Consider the following 25,279-nt stretch of genomic DNA (forward strand, 5'->3'; position numbering starts at 1 on the left):
GCCAGAGTGATTATTGCCAACCGCATGAAAGCAGTGCTTACCTAAATCGATACCTAAAATGTGGATAGTAGACATATGGTTCACCTCGTTCTGATAGCCTACTCTAAGCGTAGGGCTTGAGAGTGAGGCGGACCATATAATTAGCCCCGCTCACTATGTAGCGGGGCTTTTATGTTCGAAACTGGCGATGCAGAGATTAAAGCACTTTCTCTTTGATCACTTTCATTACGCCAGAGTCACGATTGCTTGGTGCCGAGAAACGTGCGATTTTCTTCACCGCTTCGTGCGCGTTTTCCATCGCGTAAGAATGCTCGCTCACTTGTAGCATCTCTAGATCATTCAAGTAATCACCAAAGGTCATGGTTTCTTCCGGACCAAAACCCATGGTTTCTTGAAGGTGTTTGATCGCCGCGCCTTTTGACGCTTCGGCGTTCATCACGTCTAGCCAAATCTTCGCGCTCACCACAACTTGATGGCTGTGACCAAACTTTGCACTCATGGTTGGGAAAACCAACTCTTCAGAACCACCAAAGTGACAGATCGCAACCTTGATAAACTCATCGTCAACGGCCAGTAGATCTGGCACGTATTCACAGCGATGGTAGTACTTCTGGAACTCTTCCAACGCTTTAGGATCTTTGGTTTCAATGTAAGCCGAGCGCTTACCACACAGCACTAGGTGTGTACCTTCAACTTCACGAGCCGCTTGGATGATCGCATCAATTTCTGTTTTTGGAATTGTGCAGCTGTATAGCTCTTTATCTTGGTACATCACCAAGGTGCCATTTTCCGCCACGTAAATCATACGGTCTTGAATTGGCGCAAACGTATCACGCAAACTGTAGTACTGACGACCCGATGCCGCCGAAAACAAAATGCCCTTCTCTTCTAGCTGCAAAAACAGATCAAAGAACTCAGGGTCTAAACGACCATATTGGTCAAGCAAGGTGCCATCCATATCGGTGGCAATAAATTTGATGCTAGCTTGTGACATGACTTCAACTCAAAAATAAGCAGCACAGGTCACTCTGCGAATGAAAACGGCTGCAAAAAACAATCACGCTAAGGTACAGGATATTGGGTGAATCTCAAGCTGAAAGAAAAATGAAAACCGACCAATATAAAAAGCCACCCGAGAGTGGCTTAGAATTAAGTACTAAACTAACTTAAAATCTACTGGCGCTTCCGATAACTCTGGTTGCGCAAACTCGATAATGTGCTCGGTATCACTGTAGGGGATAACTTGCACGCCTAAGTTCATCATTCCTTTATAGACTAGATCGAAAGCAGTTAATACATCATCACTTTTTGATTTTGGTGGTTCCACAGTGAACAAGAAATTGTTAGGCGCTAAAGCTTTTGCTTCTATAACGTGTCTAATTCGTGAAATCCATTTGTCGCCATGGTCAGCTATATCAATAGGTTTTGCTTGGTTAAAAGCCATCGGCTTAATTGCCCGTAACGATGCTCCTATTTCAGTGACCAATGGAACTTTGATTTGTCCAAACCCAGTATCTAATGATTTTTCTCTGTATCGTAATGGTAACCTATTGAGACGAGCCCTAAGCTCTTTAACCATGACTCTTTCCCTTTGCTCTTTAGATAGAGGTAAATCACGGCCAATATAAGTATCATACAATTTTTTTAATACTGTCTCAGGGTCTTCTGCGAGAAGAGCTCCAGGCTCGCTGAAGGTCATAACCCCTTCTCGCTGACGAGTTAACTCATGCATAATTGCATCAAATTGCTTCTCTTCAGCACTTGCGGCAAAAGACTTTATCCTACTTAACTCTAATTCCATGAAATGGCGGGCTTTCTTATAAAGATTCCCATCTAAATCATCGAAAAAGCCATTGATACGAGCAAAAGGAGCAGGAGCCAATTTCGTAAAAACAATGTTTGGTGAGCCTGACCACAAGACAATCCCAACATTTGCAAACTCTTGAGTTTCAGCAAATGGCATAAAGCGCACTACGGCATATTCATATAGCGTCTTCATTTGATTGCCTCCCAAAACTCTTCGCTTTCAAACCTCTTAAGTATAGGTTTGATTTCTAATTCTATATCATCAAGAGAATAGCGCTCTAACCATTCATCTGGAATTAACTTGATAGCATTATCAAGTGCCTCAAGTGATTTTGCAAACATCCCTTCATAGCGTGCTCTCTCGATTTCAAATAAGTCCGCCCATTTTTTATATGGAGCACAAACATGGAGGCTCTTGTGGTTTTCAATGTCGAAATCCGAATCAAAAGCTAGATTATGGTCGATTACATATGGATACCCTGTTTTCTGATGGACAAAAAAGTTCGGGTTCCCGCCATGTTCCGTCAAATTCCTATCCGCATTCAAAATCCAATAGTCAAACATGTACAAGTCATTAAGCAAATCTTGATTGAGGCCTTTAAGTATAGACGGCGTCACATCTTGAATATTTTCAACAAAACAAGAAGCAAAATTGTATTCAAATAAATCTCTTTTCCTTTGGAATGGAGTGTCAGCCCACGCGACTGAAAAATCTGGAATTGGTAAGCCAAACTCAGTGCCTATCACAGCACAAATCCACTCACGAACAAGACCAGCAATAGTTGCATTCTCACCTTTGACGATATGTTGGCGATCTTCATCATCTTTGCACAAATAAGGGGTTGTTCTACCTTGCTTCATTTCGCGCAAAACGTGTGTTATACAGATTTCTTCTTTTAATGCCATTAGCGTAACTCTGAGAAAGCATAATCGAGCATCAGCTCTTACGCCGAATATCAATGTGATACAGAAAGTATATACAACCTATTTTATTGCCACTCAGAATGAAAGTCGATATAAACGAAAGCCCGATGCATATCATGTGAGTTCCACATTTCGTTGACCTTCGTGCAAGATAGCAATCACAGCCAAAACAGGTACAATCCGTGCTCGATTTTTATTTCGCGCGGACTCACTCTCATGCACTCGCCTGAACAATGCTTTACTCGATTTACTGCGGACACTTCTGGCTACGGCTTGCCAGCGCAGTTTACGTTTCCGTTCTACTACACGCCTCACCCATTGTGTGTATTGGCTGTCGAACAATTGCAGCAGCACCTAATGACACAAACTGACTTCGAACACGATTTCGGTCTTGAGGATGAACAAAACGGACGCGGCAAAATGTTCGGTGTTTTGTTAGTACGTAACCCGCAAGGTGAGCTTGGCTACTTCAGTGCTTTCTCTGGCAAGATTGCCGATCAAAACTTGCTTCCGGGTTTTGTTCCACCCGTATTCGACATGCTGACAGAAGAAGGCTTCTTCCGAGGTGAGACGGATGCCATTAATGCTGCGAACGCGGAATACAAAGCCTTTGCTGCCAACCCAGAGTTGGCACAACTGAAAGCAGAAATCAAAGCCGACCAAGAAGCGTATCAGCAAGAAGAGAATGCCCATCGCCAAGTGATGATTGCCGGTCGTGCAGAACGCAAACAACAGCGCAAACAAGGCGAACAAACACTGAGTCCAGAAGATCTGAAAGTGCTACTGGATGATTTGGGTAAACAGAGTGTGGCTGAGAAAAATGTGCTCAAGTACCTCAAACAAGCTTGGGACGAAAAACTGGCAATCAAAGAAGCGCGCTTAACTGAGCTAGAGCAAAAACTAGCGGAACTTAAAGAGCAGCGCAAAGACTTGTCTAATGCTCTGCAGCACAAACTGCATAAGCAATACCGCTTCTTGGACAACAACAGCGCAGAGCGCGATTTGGTGGACATTTTTGCTCCTACCACCAATCCAGTACCACCCGCAGGTGCTGGCGAATGTGCTGCGCCGAAGCTGCTTCAGTTCGCATACAAACATGGTTATCAGCCACTTGCATTGGCGGAGTTTTGGTGGGGCGTATCGCCGAAATCTGAAGTGCGTCAGCACAAGAAATTCTACCCATCTTGCAACAGCAAATGCCAACCTATTTTGGGGCATATGCTGCAAGGCTTGGATGTGGAACCAAACCCGTTGGCGGAGAACTGGGCGGAAGATAAAGAATTGGAAATTCTGTTCCAAGACGAAGCCATGGTGATCGTCAACAAGCCTTCGGGCCTACTTTCCGTTCCGGGCAAAACCATCAAAGATTCCGCGTACACACGCCTGCAAGCGATGTTCCCAGATGTCGAAGGGCCGTTCGTGATTCACCGCTTGGATATGGCAACGTCGGGGATTCTCGTATTTGCTTTAACCAAACGCGCTAACAAGAGTCTGCAAAAGCAGTTCATCACTCGCGGCGTACAAAAGCGCTACATGGCACTGCTAGAAGGTGTGTTAACCGAACCTGAAGGTGAAATCTCGCTCCCGATGCGTGGCGATCCAGATGACCGTCCACGTCAGCTAGTATGTTTTGAACATGGTAAGCCTGCTGAAACTTACTGGCAGCTAATTGAAGTGAAAGACGGGCGCAGCAAGGTGTACATGTACCCAAAAACAGGACGAACCCACCAGCTACGTGTACACAGCGCGCACCACATGGGGTTGAACATGGCGATGGTTGGCGACGGCTTGTATGGCGAGAAAGCGAACCGTCTGCATTTGCACGCGGAGATGTTGGAGTTGGACCATCCGTACAGCAAAGAGCGTATGTGTTTCCAAGCAGAATGTGAGTTTTAAAGCGACTTATACTTGAAGAATAGATAGCGAAAAGGCACTGAATTTCAGTGCCTTTTTTACGTTTAGAGCGGGTAAAAGATAAGGTTAACTTACCTTAAACTTCGTCCACACTTGAGAGCGCCAGCGTCTTGCCATGATGATACCGCGTACCCATTCATCCAGAGCAATCGCCATCCACGCACCAATCACGCCGTAGCCTAAGTGAATACCCAAGATATAAGAGAACACCACACCCAAGCCCCACATGCTCAGAATCCCCATCTGTACTGGGAACTTGATATCACCAGCGCCTTTCAGTGCCGAGATGAAGATCAGGTTAAACACGCGACCAGCTTCTAGCACGATGGAGCCCATCACCAATGCGCCCGCCAATGCCAAGATTTCTGGCTGATCAGTAAACACGCTCAAAATCTCTTCGTGGAATAGGTAAATCAAACACGTTGCCGCCGTTGATGCAGCAAAACCGACCAAGAAGTAGATCTGCACGCGTTTCAGAATGCTGCTTACCCAACCTTTACCGATGTAGTAACCCGTCTGGATTTGAGCCGCCTGACCAATCGCCAGCGCAAACGCGAAAGAGAAACGCGCGATGTTTTGCGCATAGGTAAACGCGGCGAGCGACGATGTACCCATTTGCACCACAAAGTAGACGATACAGATCTGCGCCATGTTGTAAGACAGCACTTCACCCGCGTTCATGCCACCGATTTTTAGGATCTTCTTGAACACATCTTTCGGCACTTGTTTGAGCTTAGACATTGGCAGTTCGATGCTGCTGCGTTTCAAAATCACACCCAACAATAGCGTACCGATTACTTGGCTCACGACTGTCGCCACTGCAACGCCTTCAACGCCATAGACAGGCAAACCAAACGGCTGATACAGCGCAATGTAGTTACCAATGATGTTGAACACACCAGAGATTAGGTTAACGACCATTGGCGAGCGTGAATAACCGTGGCTACGCAGAATCGTGGTAAACACGATACCAATCGTCACGTTGAACGTCATCGCACCGCTGATAAGCAAGTATTCACGCGCGTACTGCTCAACTTGAGCCTCTAGCCCGTAATACGGCAAAAAGAACACCGCACCAATCACGGCAAGCACACTCAAGAATACGCCGACAAGCACGGATAAAACGATACTTGCAACACCCACATCAACCGAGTCTTTCTCGCGTCCTGCACCATTATATTGCGCAATCAGAATCCCCGTACCACTGCTTACAAAGGTGGATACAATGATTAGGAAAAATGTTAATTGTGTGATGACCCCAACGGCGGATACCGCTTTGTCTGAGTAACCACTCAACATAAATACATCGCTGGTTCCTAAAGCCGTCCGTAGCAATATTTCGACAAGTATTGGCCAAGCTAATGCCACAATGGACATACGCTGGTTGATATTCTGGCTTTTAGGCATGTGTTTGACCTTTCCTAAAACTAAAAACTGCCCCACAGAGAACTGTGAAGCAGTTTGAGTTATCGACTAATTTTGTGCGCGGATTGTATAACTTTTAAACGCAAAGTCACGTTACTTTTAGGGGTATTTACAAGAAACATTCCCCACCATTTACCCAGCAACAACAAAACCATAAGCTTACGTTATCATTTATTATTTACTGCTTGATTATTTTGATTTTTTCCAGCTCTAAACCCGGCTTAACAAAGTCGATATCTAGGGTGTAGAACCCAGGATTCAACTTCACCTTCAAACCTTCTACAGTAATCAGTTCACCATCCGTGCCATGCATTGGTAACGTCATACTAAAGTCTCCATTGAGGAATAGACTGCAAGAAGATTGTGCCAGAGAGTCACGCTCGTACTTCATCATGCCATTGAACTGGTATACACCTTCCTCGCCAACCTGAAGCACAACCGAAGCGTTCACTTTCGTATTCAAGGTAATTTCCTGTTCAACGAAATGCGTTTCTTCACTCGGTTGCTCAGTTTGTGCAATAAAGGTTTTAATTGGCTCGTAAGCTTTCAGCGGTCGTTCCATGACTGGAGCGGCCATGATGAAGCGACAGATATTCATCGCAGAGCGTTGCAGCTCACCAATGGTTAATGTGCCGTTTTCTAGCGCTTGTAACGTGTCATCGCCCATCGCGTTGCTCTCTGCACCATCGTTCTCGACCACCATGTAAAGATCGTTTTGTGCACGCACCATGAATGAAGTAAAGGTTTTACTCTCTTCTCCCGCTTCGATTGGGTCATTCATCTTCGCCCACCAATCCGTCATCACAATACCGGTGTAGCCCCACTCATTACGCAGAATAGTGGTGTTTAAGTCGTAGTTGGATGCCGCCCAGTGCCCATTTACAGGGTTGTAAGAGGTCATGATGGTTGTCGCATTACCTTGCTTCACTGCCATCTCAAACGGCTTGATATGGATTTCACGCAGTGCACGCTCTGACATGATGCTGTCCACATCCACACGAGCGGTTTCCTGATCGTTCGCCGCATAGTGCTTGATGGTGCCCGACACACCCGCTTTGCTTAAACCACGAGTTTGCGCTGCCGCCATTACGCCCGTCATAAACGGATCTTCAGAGAAGTACTCGAAGTTACGTCCATTCAAAGGGTGGCGATGAATATTGATGCCAGGGCCAAGCAAGGTATCGATGTGGTTGGCACGCAACTCTTCACCAATCAGGAAGAAAAGTTCTTCGTTTAGAGCAGAGTTCCAAGTACAACCAAGCAAAGTGCCAATTGGTACTTGCGTTGCCTTGTGTCCACTGTCCATACGAATACCTGACGGTCCATCTGCTGCCGCTGCCGTTGGAATACCTAGTTCAAACAGACTGTCCGATACACCACCAAACGCGGCTGCCGTTCCCGGCGTCACTTTCGGGCTGCACATACCTTCACCACGAACGATAGTGGCAAGTTGCTCCGCTGACATCTGCGCGACAAAGTCCTCTAGGCTCGCTTTGCCTTGTTTTACGTCCATCAACTTGATGCCTTGGTTGCCGGTCAGTTCGAAAGTGCGAGGCATATTAGCTTGGATACGCTCAGCTAAGGAAACGCTGCGTTGTGGCGTCATTTCATGGCTCAACGCATACGTACCATTGTCGCTCTTTTGTGCAGGCTTCATGCGTTCAAATTCATGAATTGGCGCACAAGCCTCACTCAATACTTCAACGACTAATGTGTCATCCAATTGGTACGTCGCCGCAACTGGCTTAGCGTGACGTACACTTTCACCGATACAGAACTGGTAGCAACCCGCTTCCAGCACATAACAGCTGCGATGTCCGGTCACGCCGCTGTCATCGTAAGAAGCGAGCGAAGCAACAGGTACTGAGATACGAACCAACTCACTCGCGCCCGGCTTAAGTGTTTGTGTTTTAGCAAAGCCCGCCAACACGCGAGCAGGTTTACCTAGCTTGCCTTGAGGCGCTTCAACATAAAGCTGTACCACTTCTTTGGCGGCAAATTCAGAGCCAACGTTGCTCACTTCAACATCAAAGTGCAGCACAGCATCTGCGCCTTGACCTTCAGTTGTGAACTCGACCAAATCACGGCTGAAATCGGTGTACGATAGGCCAGCGCCAAACTCAAACTGCACCACTTCAGGATTGAAGGTTTCAAAGTAACGGTAGCCCACGTAGATATCTTCAACGTAGATGTTGCGGTCTTTACGCCCGAAGTTCGCCGATGATGGGTAGTCGGCAAGATCGTAAGCAATCGAATCGGTCAAACGTCCGCTTGGTGATTGCTCGCCAGAAACGATATCCGCCAAACCATGACCGCCTTCCATACCCGCAGCCCAGCTGTAGAGCACACCTTTGATGGACTCATTGCCTTCGATGGTGTTTAGCCACGCCATGTCCATGATGTTGGTGACGTTCATCACTACGATCACGTCGTTGAAGTGACGATTGACCTTGGCGATCATGTCCGCTTCTTCTGCAGTTAAACGGTAGCTGCCCGGCTCGTCGGCGTTGTCTTGGTCTTCACCAGCGGTACGACCAATAAACACCATGGCTTTGTTGGAACTGGATGCCGCTTTGGCCACAAGTTCATCAGTCAGTGGCATTTCCTGTTGGAACCAAGGTTCCGCCGCCCAACCACCGCCGCCATCGTCAAATGGGTGCTCTGCAATCCAATCTTGATAGACCGCAACCAACTCTTCATTCAAACGAACCTTTGCATTTGCGCGCAAACCGTCTAGCGCACTGATCGCATAAGGCACATTCACTGCCCCGCCCGAACCTGTGCCGCTGCGGTGCGTATCAATTTGGCAGCGACCAAACAGAGAAAGAGTGTCTTGCGCAGTAAGAGGTAAAACCGCGTCATTGTTTCTGAGAAGTACAATCCCTTCTGCTGCCGCTTGTCGGCTTACAGGGACGAGGTTCTTTTGCGCTTGGCTAATTTGTTTATTGTTCATACACAACCCACAACCGTTCATTTTTATTTCGTATTTCAGCGCGCTGAATGACAACGGGTCACTAAAGTCACGCAAGTCGTTATTGGCACCGTGCTTTTCACCAGCTAAACAGGCATTGAAGGCAAGTTAAAAAAATGTCGCCAGCCCAGCAAAAACGGGCAAAAAACGTCGATGAGAATTCGTTTTTCTATGGGGAAATAGTATGCTGACCGAATGCGCCATTCTACCAAAATGGCGACAGTAAAAAGGAATATCGCGACATGAGCATCATCTACCAACTTAAAGCACATCAGAAGCACAGTCATCTCAAGTTTGCCTACGTCGACGGACATCACCATTGTGATTTTGCCGCCCACAAACATGACTTTTCTGAACTGTTTTTAGTGGTCAGTGGCAGCGGTAAGCACACAGTCGCGGAATACGAATACCCGCTACACAAAGGTGATGTATTTGTGATTAATGGCGACATCGAGCACGGCTTTCGAGACGTAAACAAACTCAAGATCATTAACTTGATGTTTGACTCCAGCACGCCGTTTTTTGAAATCCCTTCCATGCGCCAGTTGTCCGGCTACCAAGCCATGTTCAAGGTCGAACCAATCGCGAGACAAACCACCGAATACAAAGCCAAACTGACCCTCGACCGTCAGCAATTGCCAGAAATCGAGCGCCTGTTATCGGTTTTAAAAACGGAATATGAAGCCTCGCAGCCTGGGTTTGAAGTCATGCTAACCAGCTTAATGCAGCAGTTGGTGATTGCCCTCTCCCGAATGTATCAAGACCAAAGCCAAGAGTTGCCCCAAACCACACTTGCACTTAGCCGAGCCTTGGTATTTATCGAGCAGCACTTCAGTGATGTCGGCGTAAACAGCGATGCAATTGCGAAAGCAGCCTTCATCAGTAAACGTCAGTTAGAAAGGCTGTTTCGCCAGTTTTTAGACACGTCGCCAAACCAGTATTTACGTGATGTGCAGTTGAACTACGCGACAAAGTTATTGTGTGAAGAGAACGAGCGCTCGGTACAGCACATCGCCGAACAGTGTGGATTTTCGGACAGCAACTATTTCTCGAAATGCTTTAAACAGAAGTTTCAGCACAGTCCAAGAAGTTACCGCAAACAACATTTCTTACCGGCATAAAAAAAGCCGCTATGCCAGCGGCTATGAATGGTTAACCATTCACTGCAATATAATCGAGCTCCCCCGTAACATGCCCAAGTCGATTCAAGATAGTATGTTGCAAATCGTTTCTCGGCTCGGGCATTACCTCTCGCATATTGCCAATGGAGTGAGTGCGGCCCCCCAAGAGCCGCACTTGAGTTAAGAATCTACGTATTGGCTTACCACCACGCTTCGAACATAGCACCCACTGTCACAGTATCCACGTCTGATGAAATCTTCTCACCTGTTACTGAGTCAAAACCTGTGTACTCGTTGTCTGCATTACCCACTGTCGCGTAGAAGCGCAGCATTGGACGAGACCAAGTTTCAGGACCGATCGCCATGTTTTGCGATAGCGTCATTTTCCAAGAGCTGTTGGTTGCGTCGATGTCATCGTAATCAACCACGCTGTAACCCGCTTCTAGCCACGTAGAGTGGATATCATTCCATTGGTAAGTTGGACGAACAATCGCGTTGTAGTTTACGCGGCTCTCATCACCTTCCACTTCAAGTGCTTGGTAAGCAGCTAGGTATTGAATGCCCGCTTTGTCAGTCAATGAAGTGCTACCATCAAAGCTCACTAGAGTTGCTGTTTGACCGTCAGCTAGGTCAAACACACTGTCTTTTGCGTTATCAGAGTAACGAACAATCACACGTTGGCCCGACATCGATAGCTCACCCGCGACTTGGTATGCCGTTACATCGCCAACATCTTCGCCATCCAATTTCTCAGAAGCAAAACCATAGTTGGCGTATAGGCTTAAATTCGCAGACTCACCCAGTTTGATGCTGTGAAGTTTACTTGTGATTGCGTAGCGACCGTTGTCACCTACCATATCGCCTTCAACTTGAGCTACCGCACCGAAGTCCAGCATCGCACCACCAAGGTTTAGGTTATAGAAACCCGCACCTTGACCATCGTGCATCATCCAAAAGTAGTCGTTCAAATCGGTTTGTGGACGTTGATGGAAGTCACGACCAGCCCAAACATAAAGGTCTGGCTGAGATTCGAATAGGTTTGTCGCACCAGCGTACATCTTCTTCACGTTTACGCCGCCATCGTCAGCCCATGAAGCATCTGCCCAGTGATCCAACATAAACACGAGATCCCAGATTGCACCACCATCACTCTTGAAGGCACGAGCTAACTGGAATTCGCCGCCGTTTTGTTCATTACCTAAACGACCTGTTGCGTTTGAGTTCAATGCGCCAGCCGTGCCCACTGTCAGAGCATCACTGCCTTGGTAGCCCGCGCCGTAACGTGCGTAGCCAGAGAATACGATGCCTAATGGCACTTCCGTTTCTGGTGTCAATACAGCAGGTTGTTGATCGTAGACGTAGCCAGTTTCAATTCTTGTTTCCAATTCTTGAATGCGTTTTTCAAGCGCTTCAATCTCAGAATCAGCAGCAAAAGAAGGTAGAGAAGCAAACGAAGCAGCCACTGCTAGGGTAAGAGGTAAAACCTTAAAGTTTTTCATGATAACTCCATCATTATTATATTTTGCATTTCCAAGAAAGCGCTTTCTTAATGAAGCAAAATTTTTTGCCAGAAATGAGCAAATTGAGCTGATGCTTGAGGAAAAAAGACAGAAATCCCCCAAATATCAGCAAAACAGCTATTCCCTAGCGCTTTTGACGGCATTATATGGACAAAAAGCGAGCTAAAAAGTGATCGCACTCACTAAGAAAGCGTTTTCTTAGTGTATAGATCACATCATTGATACATTTGATCATTAGTTTGAGTGATTGATCATATAAGCTACTCATCGACGCACTAATGAACCCATACCTAGAGCGCTGGAACGATGGCGATTATCGAATTGCAACAACACGAATATTGCACCGTTTCAAAACTTAATCGACGCTCTAAAACCCAATTAAATAAAGGTTTCCCTGCTATTTCAGTGCCAAAAATCAGCTAAACAAAGCTCCCTATAAAACGTTCACTTCAAAAAGCCATACTACGAAAAACAAAGCATTCATTACGTATTCCCAACACGTCATCACAGCATCTCTCAGTAAGTGTTCATTCATGTTGATTTATTGATTTGGCTAGAAAATTAGGAAAGCGCTTTCTTGAGGTTAAGTATAAAAGGAGAGATAATTCAATAAACAGAATTTGTAAAATCTCGTTATTGCTTCATAAGCTGATGAAAATTAGAGAATAAGATCACATTCGCTTTTGCTTCTGTCCTTTACTCTCTTTGTTTATGGGCTGACGAGTCTTAATGTTTTTGAAAGCACTTTCGAACTTTCAGATGCGCGTGATTTCACGTGCGCATTTTTGTTGAATTTATACACCTGTGGCTCTCGTTTGGTAGACCAGAGCGCGACCAAGTCGACAAATGTGATGCCTTCTCTATGACGAATAGAAAACGGCGAGTAACATAGTTCGATAATTAGAATGGATAAGGTACTTCCCATTGATCACGATTAAAGAAGTCTCTGAGCTGGCGAAAGTTTCTCAATCTACTGTCTCACGAGCGCTAAACGGCCATCCGACAGTCAAAGAAGCCAACCGTAAAAAGGTATTTGATGCGATTGAACAGCTGGGCTACAAGCCGAATGCGTTTGCTCAAGCCTTGGCATCTAGCCGTTCAAACAGTATCGGTATGTTGGTTGGTTCTTTAGATGGTCCTTTCTACGGCCCTTTGATGCACAACGCAGAAAACACCGTACGCGAAAACAATAACCATCTGATCGTGACCAGCGGTTTAGAATCACATTCACGTGAAATCGATTCAATTAACTTCCTGCGTTCTAAGCAAGTCGACGGTTTGATCATTCATTCAGACATGCTGTCAGACGATGAATTGATTGAGGTTATTGAGAAGACACCATCAACCATCGTGCTCAACCGCTACATTCCCGAGGTTGCAGATAAGTGCATCTTTATCGATAACGAGTTGGGCGGCTATCTCGCAACCAAGCACATGTTAGAAAACGGCCATACTAAAGTGGCTTGTATTACTGGCCAGCTGAGCAAGATCGATAGTCGAGATCGTCTACAAGGCTACCGTAACGCACTCACTGAACATGGTATTGATTACGACACTAACCTGATTGTAGAAGGTCGCTTTGACCATGAAGATCGCGGGTTAAATCATACCTGTGCTCGTCGATTGCTTGACCGCGATCCTGAAATTACCGCCATCTTCTGCCATAACGACAATATCGCACTCGCGGTATATGATGTCGCGTACGAACGTGGTTTAGAGATTGGGAAGGACATTTCTGTTGTCGGCTTCGATAACGACAGTCATAGCCAACATATTCGTCCAAAACTGACCACAGTAAACTTCCCGGTACGAGAAATGGGGTGTGAAGCCGCTCAAGGGGTAATTGCTTTAGTGCATAAACAAGAGCGCCCACTTAAGCATAAACTGACACCAGAGTTAATCGTGCGAGAGTCCGTCGGAAAACGATGATCTCCACACTCCAGTCGTACCAACTGGTTTGGCTGAATACAGATACAAAAAGGCCCCGATATCGATCGGGGCCTTTGCTTTTCAGCGATTTATGCTCTTAAGAGCGATGTTGGAATCGACACAACGACTTTCTCAACCTCTCCAGAGCGCGCAAAGATTTGCTGGCTCAACGCGCTCGATAGCGCCAAGCCTTCTACAACAAGCTGCTTACCATTTGATTGGGTTAATACCATACCAGCTTGAATCTCCGACTCCACAAGTTGATACACAAACGGCACTTGGCACAGAGTAAATGCCAACTGATCTTTCTCAACCACATAGCTTTGCGTTTGACCCGACACACTTTGGCAAGAGAACGATGCCGATTCGGTCAAGAATTCATGACGATGAAGCAAACGTGGGTCGATACGAATCTCGCCCTCTTCAACCAAAATACCCAGTTCAACAAAGCGCGTGATCACTTCTTCTTTCACCTGCCCCGTCATACCTGGTTGCTGCGCACCAGCATGCTTTGGTGTGTGAGAGTACGGGTCTGTTGGGAATGCGCCGTAGTTTTCTGGCGTTTTGTTGAAACCAATACCAGCGCGAACTCGGTAGTAGTATTCCGCTAACTTTTGTGTCTCTTCGCTATCAGCGTCCAGTTCACGCGCTGCCAAGTAGTTTTCTTGTACCGCGAGCAACAGCTTAGAAACCATGTGCCAGTAGATACAGCCTAAACCTTCGTAACCAAACATGGTGCCAGAGCGGCCAGTAAACGCTTTGTGATTGAACACATCTTCGTATAGGGCTTCAATCGCTTCCCATTCTTCTTCAGCAACATCAACATACTCACCACGGAGTTGCTGAATCTGAGCTTTAAGATAACCGCTGTTCTCTAGGCTCGCATGGAAGTGGAAATGACCTTGCTCATCCGCATTCACTAGGCGTTGATCGCCCTTACTCAGCATCGAACTTAACACCGGCACCGCATTGATTTGCGCGTCCGTTAAGCTGTTCTTGTTCATGAATGCACTCAAGTCACGATCTGGATACAGCATGAAGCTGTGTTGATCTTCGCGGTACATCTCGCTGGTAAACAGATTATCCAGCAAGTTCACCGCTTGCGCTGGTGTCAGCACGCCGGCGCTCAGGGCTGCTACTTGGCCTTCCAACATTGGGTACAACTCTTCCACCTGCAAGCTTTCCGCAGAGTAAGTCAGGATGTTGTAGGCGTTAAACAGACCATCTTCTCGCAAGTTGCTAGCAATGCTCGAATCCAGCACAGCCAAACTCACCTCAAGTAACTGTTTGATAGCCGATGCTTCGACGGTGGTTTTGCCCGAGAAGCCATTCACACGGTATACGCGCTGACGGAAATCTTCGGCGGCTTTCTCCAACTGAGTCAGGAACGCTTTGCGAGTTTGGCGAGTTACGGTTTCTTGGCGAATCTCTTTTGCCGCTTCCGACAAGATACGAGTGGTTGAAAGTAGCCATTCGAACACTTCTTTCGACATGCTGACCGACGCAGGCGCATCTGCCAACAATTGCTGCAAGAACGCGACATAGCGACGCATGTAGTACAACGTGACCATCGACAAGCCATTGCCCACAATCGCGTTGTTCGCATCATTCCACTCTGGTCGCTGAGTATTGAGCCAAATGCCGCCATCAAGTACCAAGTTGCTCAGTTTCGCCAACAGTGGTACTAGGACTTTCTCAGTCAGATTGACCATGTACACGTCGTTGTCGCTACCAAGCACCAATCGACCATCGCTGCCCATTGCAGATACGCGTTGTTCGATGTTGTGTTGCAACTCATCATTGAACGTCACGGTGTCTTTTGGATTGACGAACAGCTTCTCAACATCACACAACTCGTAAGGTACGTTCGCGTAGCTGAACACATCCGTTTGCATCATCGCTAACAGATCATCGCGCTGATACTTGTCTGCCAGTTCTAGGAACTTGAGTAAGTAGATGATTTGATGGTCGCCCCAGTAACCAATGTTGCTCCATGGGTCATCTGGCTCCAACATTTCCCAGTCAATACCATCTTTGGTGATGCGGTATGGGTTGTAACCATCCATAGTGGAAGCATTCACAAACTTGGCTAAGAAAGATTGAATAAAGCCAGGATAGCTCAGCGCAATCGCCTCCCAGTTTTGGAAGATATCGCGCCAGTTACCTTGGTAAGAAAGCAAACGCTCGCCATTGTCGTCTTTCAATTTGATTTCGTAGTGGTTCCAAGGACGGCTTGGATCACCGTGGCGACGACCAAACGTCAGTGGCAGATATTCGTAACTTAAGCGGACTAACTGAGCGTCTTCACTCTGCTTAGCAAGGCTCACAAGCTCAGCATGGGTAAACTGCTCAGGCAGGTCATTAAACAGCGCAGCATGACGTTCAAACACAAGGCGGTTGGCATTACGAATCGTCGTCAACACATCTTTTTTATCTAGGGTGTAATTGTTCTCAAATACCCCACCACGCATGTTATTGAACAACACGTTCGCGTAGTGGTGCACACTGGTCTCTTCTTCCGCGGTGATTTGCCACGCATCCGCACCAGACATCAAACTGATCAGCTCTTGTTGGTTGGCAGCGATGCTCTGCTCAACTTGTTGTGCCATATTCACCGGCTGCGCAAGGCGATTACGCATCGACGTCACATCGCTATGGCTCTTATCGATATCCGCGATGATTAACCAAGACTTGTTCTGGTTTGTTTCTAGCTTGATAGACTTGTGAATCAAGTAGCTACCACGTACGCCTTTAGTCAAAGTTTCGTTTTGGATTTCACGACCTTGACGGAACGCGCTCACTTGGCTGCTGCTCAATAAGCGCTGGCCGTAATCGTTATCGACACTGAACACGGTCGTTGCGAGCAAAGATTCCGCTGGCTCAGCGCGATCACTCAGTTTTGCGTACATGGTAAACAGCGCTAGTGAACTGCCATCAAGCAACTCATTCCATTTGTAGGCATCGACCAAAGCGCTACGAGTTTGCAACGCAGACAGTGGCGCGCCCGATGGCAATAGGTTCTGCAGGCCATCAATCAACTCAATCTCTCGAGTTGTGCCTGACAGATCGGTGATTTGCGAGCGACGAACAAAGCCAAACTCTTCACTGGTGTTCCAGCTGTATTGGAATTTTAGCTTTAACGTGTGGTTAAGCTCTTCGAAAACAATCTTGTCGCCAATGGTGTTTTTATACAGATGACGCTCAACTTGGTACAGGCCATCATGATGGCGGTTGAACGGTTCCCACATCGCTACGCCTTGTCCACTAGCGACTTTAATGATGGTTTTTGAACCCGTGTTTTCTGCGTTCTCGTGGATATGATCGACGGATTTGTATGGGAACAGCGCGTTCTCGGGACGAATACGCCCCGCCGACAAGCTGCCCGTGGATGAAATAAACAGCCAATGGTCACTGGCTGACACGACACTAATGAAAAACGGGTTCATTTGGTCGACATGTGAAATCTTGTAGTATCGCTCGCCGTCCAAATCGACGAAGCTTCCCTCTACGGTTGGGCAAGAATAATGTTCAAAAGTCATAATGTTCTTCCAATAATTATGAAAGCGCTTTCTTTCTACGCTTTTTTTAATAAGCTAATTTGTTTTTATCCTAAGTGGTGACAGCGTGCGTAATGGTCTGCGCCGACTTTCGTCGCGTCAGGTACCGATTGAGTACACACTTCAGTCGCTTTTAAACAGCGACTGGCAAACGGACAGCCTACGCTGCTTGGCTTCCATAGCGGGATTTCACCCTTCTTCGCCATCAAATCGCGTTTACCGGAGTTGCCCACTTCAGGCACCGCCGAGAGCAATAACTGGGAATATGGGTGTTGCGGATTTTGTGTCACGTTGTCGCTGTTGCCCCACTCAACCATGTGGCCCACGTACATAACGGCGGTCTTCTCCGCGAAGTAACGTGCGGTTGCGATGTCATGGGTGATGTACATGAAAGAAATGCCGTGCTTGTCTTTCAGATCCGACATCAAGTTCAAAATGCCCAAGCGAACTGACACGTCGAGCATTGAGATAGGTTCATCCGCCAGAATCACTTCAGGATCGACGGCAATCGCACGAGCAATCGCAACACGTTGGCGCTGACCGCCACTTAGCTCATGTGGGTATTTTTCTGCGGTTTCTTTCACCGGAGACAGACCAACCAGCTCAAGCAATTCGTAAACCAGCTTTGGGATCGCGTCTTTTTCCGCACGTTTGTGGATCAACAGCGGACGTGCAATATGGTGGTAAATGGTATGAACCGGGTTCAGCGAGCCAAATGGGTCTTGGAAAATCATCTGCACTTGGCGCGCGTATTCCAGCTCGCCGTGCTCTTGAATGTATTCACCCAACTCTTGGCCTTTGAACGTTACCTCACCATCGGTTTTGTCGTAGATGCGCGTCAAAACGCGTGCGCCCGTGCTTTTGCCTGAGCCAGATTCACCCACGATAGCCAACGCTTCCCCTTTGCGCAGTTCAAACGTGACGTCATTCACCGCTCGCATCAAGTTGCTTTTTGCTGACTGACCAATAGGAAAGTCTTTCACTAGATTCTTAACTGAGAGAATCACTTCTGGGTTTGTTACGTTATCCATTATTCTCTCCCGTTTACATCAAATGGCATGACACTAGGTTGCCGTTTGTGACTGGCACCAAGGTTGGATCGCTCTTCTGACACTCTGCAAAACATGCATTGCAACGCGCTTGGAAGTTACACCCTTGCGGGATTTTCAGTAGGTTCACAGGGTTACCCGGAATGCCGTACAAACGCTCTTTCGGTCCGTGAATGGTTGGGAATGAAGAAATCAAACCTTTGGTGTATGGGTGTTGAGGATCACCAAATACGTTCTTCGCATCCCCAAGTTCAATTAAGTTGCCCGCGTACATCACACCAATGCGGTCTGCGATTTCGCCCATCAAGCTCAAGTCATGGCTGATGAACAGAATTGAGAAGCCGAATTTGCTCTTCAGCTCGTAAAGTTCATTAAGGATTTCACGCTCTACCACCACATCGAGCGCGGTGGTTGGTTCATCCATGATGATCAGTTTTGGCTCTAACGCTAGCGCAACTGCAATCACCACGCGCTGGCGCATACCACCACTCAATTGGTGTGGGAAGCTCGCCATGCGGTCGCCGTGAATGCCCACCACGCCAAGCAGCTCAACCGCACGATCATACGCTTCTTGGTAAGTCACTTTTCGGTGCGCAAGAATTACGTCGGTTAACTGCTCACCAATGGTGATCACTGGGTTCAAAGAGTTCATTGCACTTTGGAACACCACAGACACGTCATTCCAGCGGAAGTTGCGTAGCTGTTTATCGTTCATCTTCAACACGTCCTGACCTTTGTAGAGGATTTCCCCTTCAGAGATCAGAGCCGGTGCTTTATGCAGACGTGAGATAGCAAATGCCAAGGTACTTTTGCCGCAACCAGACTCACCGGCGATACCGAGCGTTTCACCCGGAGCGATGCTGATACTGACGTTGTTCACTGCACGAGCTACACCGTTTGGTGACACATAATCGACGCATAGGTTGTTAATTTCTAATAAGTTGCTCATCTTAGACCTCGGCGCTTATCTGCTTCTTTTTTCAGTTTGTGCCACAGCTTGATGTGTGGACCAGTACGAAGTTTCGGGTTACTCACTTGGTCAATCGACATGTTGATCAGTGCCAGTGCACCACCTGTGATTGCCAATGCCATGGCTGGAACTAACATCTCCCACCAAGCACCTGTGTATAGAGACGAAGACGTTTGTGCCCAGTACAACATAGAGCCCCAGCTCACTTCTGTTGCGTCACCCAAACCTAGGATGCCAAGACCCGCCTCTGAGCCCATTGCGTAAATCACCGTGCCCAAGAAACCACCAAATACGATCGAGACTAGGTTTGGTAGGATTTCGACCAAAATGATGCGGATTTTTGATTCGCCCATCACCTCTGCCGAGATAATGAATTCTTTGCTTCGAATCGCCATGGTTTGCGAACGAATCACCCGCGCTCCCCAAGGCCAGGAAGTTATCCCGAGCAATATGGTGATGACGAGGGACCCCACCTGCCCTAAGAAAGCGGCGAGCACAATCAGCAAGGGGAGCTGAGGGAACACCAAGAAAACGTTGGTTAGGAAGTTAAGACGCTCATCGATTTTGCCGCCGAAGTAGCCCGCAGAGACACCGATAATGACGGCTAGGCTCATTGCAATCACACCAGCTGAAATCGCAACCGTGAGTGATTTTCTCGCGCCGTGCAACACTTGGCTGTAGACATCACGGCCACTACGAGTAGTGCCAAGTACGTGCTCTGCATTCGGAGCGACGTGTGGTCTTGCAACACGACGATCAGGGTCATGCGTTGCTAGCACAGGAGCGAAAATCGCACCAGCTAAAACAATCGACAGTAGCAAGCCACCGATAATGGCAGGCGGGTTGCCATAGAAAAAAGCGTACACTTTGCCGAAGCTTTTTTTGATTCGCTTCCAAGAGAATTTCGACTCACGAGTCATTAACTCATCGTGCTCTGAAGGCGTTGGGGTTTTGATTATTTTTTCCATGATGCACCTTAGTTCGAAATTCGTGGGTCAAGCCACACATACAGCAGATCGGCAATGAAGTTGGCAGTCAGAACCGCCGTTACTAAGATAAGTAAGATGGCTTGGATAAGTGGGTAGTCACGCGCCACGATGCCTTTCAGCAGGATGTTGCCCAAACCCTGATAGTTGAACACCACCTCTGTCATGATTGAACCCGCGAACGAGAAGCCAATCGCCATCGCAATCGCCGTGGCAACAGGCAAGATCGCATTACGACCCGCGTAACGGCTCATCACTTTGTAGCTGCTTAAGCCTTTCGCTTCAGCCATGGTGACGTAGTCCTCACCCAGTACGTTGATCATTGCGTTACGCATGTTGAATACCCATGTCGAGATACCAACCACGACCATTGAGCCCATTGGCAGTACCGCGTGTTTCGCTACACTGCTGATGAATTCCCAGTTAAAGCCAGGCTCTAGCGAAGGGTCATAGGTGTAAGCCAACGGCAGCAGTTCCATCTTCAGACCGAAGAAGTAGAACAGCAATAAAGCGGTCACGATGTAAGGGAAGTTACTGATAAAGGCCAGCACTGGCGGTACGATTTGGCCGAACAGTCCTTCGCGACGGTAAGAGGCGTAAGTACCAATACTGACACCAATGATCAGCGCCACAATAAGAGAACCAAGCGCTAGGAACATGGTCCATGGCAGTGCCATCGCAATCACTTCAGATACGCTAACAGGGAACATCAAAACCGATGGACCAAGATCAAGCGTGAATACACTTTTCATGTAAGCGATGTATTGCACAAAAATGTTGCCATCAACGAAGCCGTACATCTCACGTACAGCATCCATCTGAGCAGGATCCATTCGACCTTGCGCTGCAGCAAACAAGGCATCAACTGGGTCACCTGGCATTAAGCGCGGCAACATGAAGTTGAAAGAGATCGCAATCAGAAAGGCAGTAAAATAAAAGCCAAATCGGCGAGCTAGAAACGACATATCAAACCTTTAACTTACGAGCCACAACACACACTTACTTTTGCAATTACGGTTGCGGCTCCGATGTTAATTAAAAAACCTACCTACAAATTGAAACTGCTAGTTATTTCAGGTGTAGGTTGTTCAGGATGATCACGCGCTTGCCGCCGTCATACCAAACCGGTTGGATGTAAGGGTCTTTTTCACTTGGCCAACCAACGATGTTTTTCGTGCTGTATTGGAACCAAGTTGGGTTTGAGAACAGCGGAATAAATGGCATGTTCTCTGCCGTGAACTCTTGAAGTTCAGAGATGATCGCTTCCTGTTTCTCTGCATCACCAATTTTACCGAAGCTGTCGATCAGCTTATCGATTTCAGGAGAGTGCACACCGTGGCCAGCATGGAAGCCTTTACCGATACGTGAAGTGTGGTAGTACTCTTGGAACGCAAGGATTGGGTTATCCGACACCATTGACCAGTTGATTGACATAGTGAACGCACTGTCTTTCAAGTTCTTGTCGTATACGGCCCAGTCAACGGTTTTCACGTTGGCTTTGATGCCCACATCCGCGAAGTATTCCGTCACCATTTGCACGACTTGAATCCAGTCCGTCCAGCCGTTAACCACTTCGATATCGAACTCAACCGTTGAGCCATCAGCATTGTCACGGAAGCCGTCGCCATTGCGGTCAACAATGCCCGCTTCATCTAGCAAGTTCTGCGCTTTCTTCGCATCGTATTGCGTTAGATGGCCGTACTTTTTGTTCACATTTTCGTCAATGTGATTTTTGTACAGCTCGGCAATACCGCCGACGTTGTAGTTCACGGTTGGATAACCATAAGCCGCGATATCAACAATCGCTTCACGGTCTAGTGCCATAGACAGAGCTTGGCGTACGCGCAGGTCATCAAACGGTGCTTTCTTAGTGTTTACGTACAAGTGAATCGCATCGTTCGCTGGGTACCAGAAGTGGTTGTTTTCTTTGTCTTGACCAACAAAAGTGGACTCAACGTCAGCAATAAAGTTTGAACCCCAGTCAATTTCACCTTTGATCAGAGCCGGCTGGATCTGCGAGTTGTCGTTGTAAGAACGGAAGTTCACGCAGTCTAGGTAAGGGCGATTTTCTAGGTAGTAGTTAGGGTTACGACACAGCTCCATTTGTTGTGGTTTCACATACTTAACGGTTGTCATTGGACCGCTACCCACCGGGTTTGGGTTGGTGAACGTTGTGTAATCAGATACCGTTGACCAAATATGTTTAGGGACGATGTGATAAGCACCAATGCTCCAAAGGAAAGTAGAATCCGGCTCTGCTAAATCAAATACAACTGTCTGCTTATCCGTCGCTTCAATACTTTTTAGGTTACCCGTTGGCCAAATCGCTTTGACATCAAATGCTGGAGATTTTTTGGTTAACTCAAAGCTAAACACCACGTCTTCCGCCGTTAATGGCGCACCATCAGACCATTTCAAGCCGTCACGTAGTTTTAGCGTAATGGTTTTTAGATCATCGGAATATTCAACCGACTCAGCCAAACGATAGTGTGTTTCCCCCGTCATGTTGTTCAACACAAACAGTGGTTCGAACATAATGCCGTGTAACGTGTCCTTAGTAGTGTATGGGTTAAAGTTTTCAACAAACCCGGTGTTGATGATTGGCACCGTCAGCGTACCACCTTGTTTGATGGTGTCCGCTTGAGCGGCAGTAGCAAGCATCATGCTGGCAGCAAATGTAGCGAGCAGAGTTTTCTTATGCATCACATTGTCCTTTTATAATGTTGGATACGAAAAGAAAGCGCTTTCTTTTGATTTCAAAAAAATGAAGCGAACTTTGTTGAATGGTTTCATCAGTTCATCATCGCTGACGACGCTGACAGGCTCGAAACCGACACAAAGAAAGCGCTTTCTTTATGCGATAGATACTCGTAAAAATGCTTAGGTTCTTCAATAAAAGTGAGCAAAAACAAAGCTCTGATCACAATCAAACAAAATCAATATATTCAATAAGTTAAAACAGTACTAGATCTCACTTTAATATTTAATCTATTAATTTCAATAGGTTAAAATCAACTCCAAAACCTTGTATTTTGTGAGCTCATGCAAGTTTGATCATGCGTGATGTCACGATCATTTTTGACAATAGCGACTCCTAATAAAGTTCACTCATTGATTCAGCCTTCGTGCGCTCGTACACAAAATTCCACGAAACAAAAGAAAGCGCTTTCAATATTAAATAAGCAGTGAAATCATAATCTAATGAGATCCACTTAAAGGAGAGCACCATGGTGCAATTTTGGAATGGCAATAAATCAACGATTCGTCAGCAATATGAATGGGAGGCCTTGCAACTTGCGCTCCAAAACTCTCAGCATGAATTCTTATTAAACAATGACTTAACAGAATATCCAGATGCAAAAGATGAAGGGCGAGTCTTCTCTCACGGAACTGATCTGCTCGTCACCGTTGCTGGCAATAAGAAGTTTGCTCAAGGCAGTTATCTGATGCTTCCACAGCCTTTATGTAAAGGGTTATTAGGCTGCCGAGTTTTGATTGTCCGTAGAGACCGACTGGCAGAGTTTCGAGGATTGAGTGAAGCGAAGCTAAAACAAATGAGTATTGGTATTCCTGCAACCTGGGCGGATGCCGATCTGTTTCGCGTTAATCAATATCAAGTCGAAGAGCATGGCAGTTTAGAAGAGCGCTTATTAGCCGTACAGAGTGGCGAATGTGATTACATGGCACTCGGTGCAAATGAAGCCGAAGCGATCGTGACACAATATGCGTACCTTGTTCCCGATTTGGTCGTAGAACCAACGATTATGCTCTATTACCCTTTCCCACTGGTGTTTTACTGCCACCCAGAAAACGCCGAATTATTTACAGAGCTCAAGTTGGGACTGGAACGCTGCCTTAACAATGGTGAATTGGATAGATTATTTGAACAAACCTACGGCACAGATGTGCGTGCAATGAAGCTCCACCAGCGTCGTGTGTTTCATTTGACCAACCCTATTCTGCCCAGTGAACTGGCTTACTATCAATCGGACTTGTTACCCGCTTAGAGCAGTGATACCCAAGCAACCTTAGCTCTTGGGTATCGGCTACTTTGGGTATTAGCTTATTGAGGACGGAATTTCGATACCGTTGAATCACGCACAATCAGATCAATCGGTGGAAGTCGAGTATTGCACTGCTCGCCAGTCAATAAGCCAAGAATCGACTCGGCACAGGCTACCCCAATTTCTTCAACAGGTTGACGTAGTGTGGTCAACCCCGGCGTGAAATACTTCGACGTAGGCAGATCGTCAAAGCCTATCACTGAGACGTCTTCCGGGACTTTAAAACCGTGGTCATGCAGCGCTTTGATCGCCCCATAAGCGGTCTGATCATTGGCGGCAAACAACGCCGAGAAATGCACTTTAGATTCAATCAACTCAACGGTGCGTTCATAGCCGACTTCGCTACTGAAATCGCCCTGCTTAATTAGGTTATTCCGCACTTTGATCCCCGCTTCAGTAAGTGCCTTCTTATAACCGACAAAACGCGCAACCGCGTCTGGTTGGTTGAGTAACCCTTTGATATGAGCAATGTTCACATGGCCTTGTTGCAACAAATGCAGTGTCGCCATGTGGCCACCTAGAACGTTATCGATGTTGACTGAATGCAGCTTTTCACTGGTGTAGCTATAACCAACCGCAACGACCGGAATTTTTCGCGAATACTCCACTAATTCATGCTCGGTTAAGCTGCCAGCGACCACAATCACACCATCAACATTACTCTTTGCCAGATAATCCAACGCTTGTAACTGCATACTGTGTTGCCAGTACCCCGAAGCAATCACGAGCGAATACCCTTTTGGCCCAAGGAATCGTTCCATATCATTAAAGATACGGCTAGTGAACGGGCTTTCAGGATTTTGAACTAACACACCAATCGTCATCGAGCGCGTATTACTGCCCTGATTCATCTGGTAGTTCGGTTTGTAATCGAGCGCTTTGATCGCGTCTTCTATCGCTATGGTTTTCTCTTTAGAAATAAAGGTGGTGCGATTTAGAAAACGAGAGACGGTACTCGGTGAAACCCCGGCGAGTTTGGCGACATCGTAAATGGATGGAGCGCGTTTTTTCTTTTTCATAGTTACCAACATGCAAGCTAATGA

18 protein-coding genes are annotated in these 25,279 nt (G+C 46.9%); 5 read left to right on the forward strand and 13 right to left on the reverse strand.

Features of this window, described 5'->3' with window-relative positions; translation table 11 throughout:
* Positions 1–196: 196 nt before the first annotated feature.
* The 3 genes from QTO06_RS02720 to QTO06_RS02730 all read right to left on the reverse strand — a co-directional run bounded on the left by QTO06_RS02720 (position 197) and on the right by QTO06_RS02730 (position 2,712).
* Complete coding sequence (locus tag QTO06_RS02720; protein ID WP_020195092.1) at positions 197–994, reverse strand: Cof-type HAD-IIB family hydrolase; 798 nt, start codon at positions 992–994, stop codon at positions 197–199.
* A 162-nt stretch (positions 995–1,156) separates the two neighbouring features.
* Positions 1,157–1,999, reverse strand: a complete 843-nt coding sequence (locus QTO06_RS02725; protein WP_331406801.1) for a DUF3037 domain-containing protein — start codon at positions 1,997–1,999, stop codon at positions 1,157–1,159.
* Positions 1,996–2,712, reverse strand: a complete 717-nt coding sequence (locus QTO06_RS02730) for a HipA family kinase (protein WP_331406802.1) — start codon at positions 2,710–2,712, stop codon at positions 1,996–1,998. The genes QTO06_RS02725 and QTO06_RS02730 overlap by 4 nt, the downstream gene beginning before the upstream one ends.
* Before the next feature lie 234 nt (positions 2,713–2,946).
* Between QTO06_RS02730 and QTO06_RS02735 the strand changes: the two genes are divergently transcribed.
* Positions 2,947–4,626, forward strand: coding sequence for a pseudouridine synthase (locus QTO06_RS02735; protein ID WP_331406803.1), 1,680 nt, complete (start codon positions 2,947–2,949; stop codon positions 4,624–4,626).
* 84 nt (positions 4,627–4,710) lie between these two features.
* On the opposite strand, the gene QTO06_RS02740 is transcribed toward QTO06_RS02735, so the two are convergent.
* Together QTO06_RS02740 and QTO06_RS02745 are read right to left on the reverse strand one after the other, a co-directional pair.
* Positions 4,711–6,051, reverse strand: a complete 1,341-nt coding sequence (locus QTO06_RS02740; protein WP_331406804.1) for an MATE family efflux transporter — start codon at positions 6,049–6,051, stop codon at positions 4,711–4,713.
* A 196-nt stretch (positions 6,052–6,247) separates the two neighbouring features.
* Positions 6,248–9,022 carry a glycoside hydrolase family 3 protein gene (locus QTO06_RS02745; RefSeq protein WP_331406805.1) on the reverse strand — a complete coding sequence of 925 codons (2,775 nt, stop codon included), beginning with the start codon at positions 9,020–9,022 and terminating at the stop codon, positions 6,248–6,250.
* 260 nt (positions 9,023–9,282) lie between these two features.
* Between QTO06_RS02745 and QTO06_RS02750 the strand changes: the two genes are divergently transcribed.
* Complete coding sequence (locus QTO06_RS02750) at positions 9,283–10,161, forward strand: helix-turn-helix domain-containing protein (protein WP_331406806.1); 879 nt, start codon at positions 9,283–9,285, stop codon at positions 10,159–10,161.
* A gap of 200 nt (positions 10,162–10,361) precedes the next feature.
* On the opposite strand, the gene QTO06_RS02755 is transcribed toward QTO06_RS02750, so the two are convergent.
* Positions 10,362–11,660 (reverse strand): carbohydrate porin, encoded by a 1,299-nt coding sequence (locus QTO06_RS02755; protein WP_077262558.1) that lies wholly within the window; start codon positions 11,658–11,660, stop codon positions 10,362–10,364.
* Between QTO06_RS02755 and QTO06_RS02760 the strand changes: the two genes are divergently transcribed.
* Positions 11,659–11,847, forward strand: a complete 189-nt coding sequence (locus QTO06_RS02760; protein WP_331406807.1) for a hypothetical protein — start codon at positions 11,659–11,661, stop codon at positions 11,845–11,847. The genes QTO06_RS02755 and QTO06_RS02760 overlap by 2 nt on opposite strands.
* A 758-nt stretch (positions 11,848–12,605) precedes the next feature.
* Positions 12,606–13,610: a LacI family DNA-binding transcriptional regulator gene (locus tag QTO06_RS02765; protein WP_331406808.1), complete on the forward strand. Its 1,005-nt coding sequence runs from the start codon at positions 12,606–12,608 to the stop codon at positions 13,608–13,610.
* Positions 13,611–13,699: 89 nt separating this feature from the next.
* On the opposite strand, the gene QTO06_RS02770 is transcribed toward QTO06_RS02765, so the two are convergent.
* The 6 genes from QTO06_RS02770 to QTO06_RS02795 all read right to left on the reverse strand — a co-directional run bounded on the left by QTO06_RS02770 (position 13,700) and on the right by QTO06_RS02795 (position 22,875).
* Positions 13,700–17,149, reverse strand: a complete 3,450-nt coding sequence (locus tag QTO06_RS02770) for a hypothetical protein (RefSeq protein ID WP_331406809.1) — start codon at positions 17,147–17,149, stop codon at positions 13,700–13,702.
* Between the two features lie 65 nt (positions 17,150–17,214).
* Positions 17,215–18,198, reverse strand: a complete 984-nt coding sequence (locus tag QTO06_RS02775) for an ABC transporter ATP-binding protein (protein ID WP_331406810.1) — start codon at positions 18,196–18,198, stop codon at positions 17,215–17,217.
* 13 nt (positions 18,199–18,211) lie between these two features.
* The gene (locus QTO06_RS02780) at positions 18,212–19,165 is read right to left on the reverse strand and encodes an ABC transporter ATP-binding protein (RefSeq protein ID WP_038887923.1); all 954 of its coding nucleotides are present in this window, start codon (positions 19,163–19,165) and stop codon (positions 18,212–18,214) included.
* Positions 19,162–20,154 carry an ABC transporter permease gene (locus tag QTO06_RS02785; RefSeq protein WP_045392221.1) on the reverse strand — a complete coding sequence of 331 codons (993 nt, stop codon included), beginning with the start codon at positions 20,152–20,154 and terminating at the stop codon, positions 19,162–19,164. Before QTO06_RS02785 ends, QTO06_RS02780 begins: the two co-directional genes overlap by 4 nt.
* An 8-nt stretch (positions 20,155–20,162) precedes the next feature.
* On the reverse strand, positions 20,163–21,137 hold the full coding sequence (locus QTO06_RS02790; RefSeq protein ID WP_045392224.1) for an ABC transporter permease: 975 nt from the start codon (positions 21,135–21,137) through the stop codon (positions 20,163–20,165).
* 103 nt (positions 21,138–21,240) lie between these two features.
* Positions 21,241–22,875 carry an ABC transporter substrate-binding protein gene (locus QTO06_RS02795; RefSeq protein ID WP_331406811.1) on the reverse strand — a complete coding sequence of 545 codons (1,635 nt, stop codon included), beginning with the start codon at positions 22,873–22,875 and terminating at the stop codon, positions 21,241–21,243.
* 524 nt (positions 22,876–23,399) lie between these two features.
* On the opposite strand from QTO06_RS02795, the gene QTO06_RS02800 reads away from it, so the two are divergent.
* A complete protein-coding gene (locus tag QTO06_RS02800) occupies positions 23,400–24,179 on the forward strand; it encodes a transporter substrate-binding domain-containing protein (protein ID WP_331406812.1) in 780 nt (259 codons plus the stop codon).
* A 56-nt stretch (positions 24,180–24,235) separates the two neighbouring features.
* Here QTO06_RS02800 and QTO06_RS02805 read toward each other — a convergent pair whose 3' ends face one another.
* Positions 24,236–25,255, reverse strand: coding sequence for a LacI family DNA-binding transcriptional regulator (locus tag QTO06_RS02805; protein WP_009706757.1), 1,020 nt, complete (start codon positions 25,253–25,255; stop codon positions 24,236–24,238).
* Positions 25,256–25,279: the final 24 nt, after the last annotated feature.

It is taken from the genome of Vibrio sp. M260121 (assembly GCF_036533715.1).
In the GTDB taxonomy this organism is placed as follows: Bacteria; Pseudomonadota; Gammaproteobacteria; order Enterobacterales; family Vibrionaceae; genus Vibrio.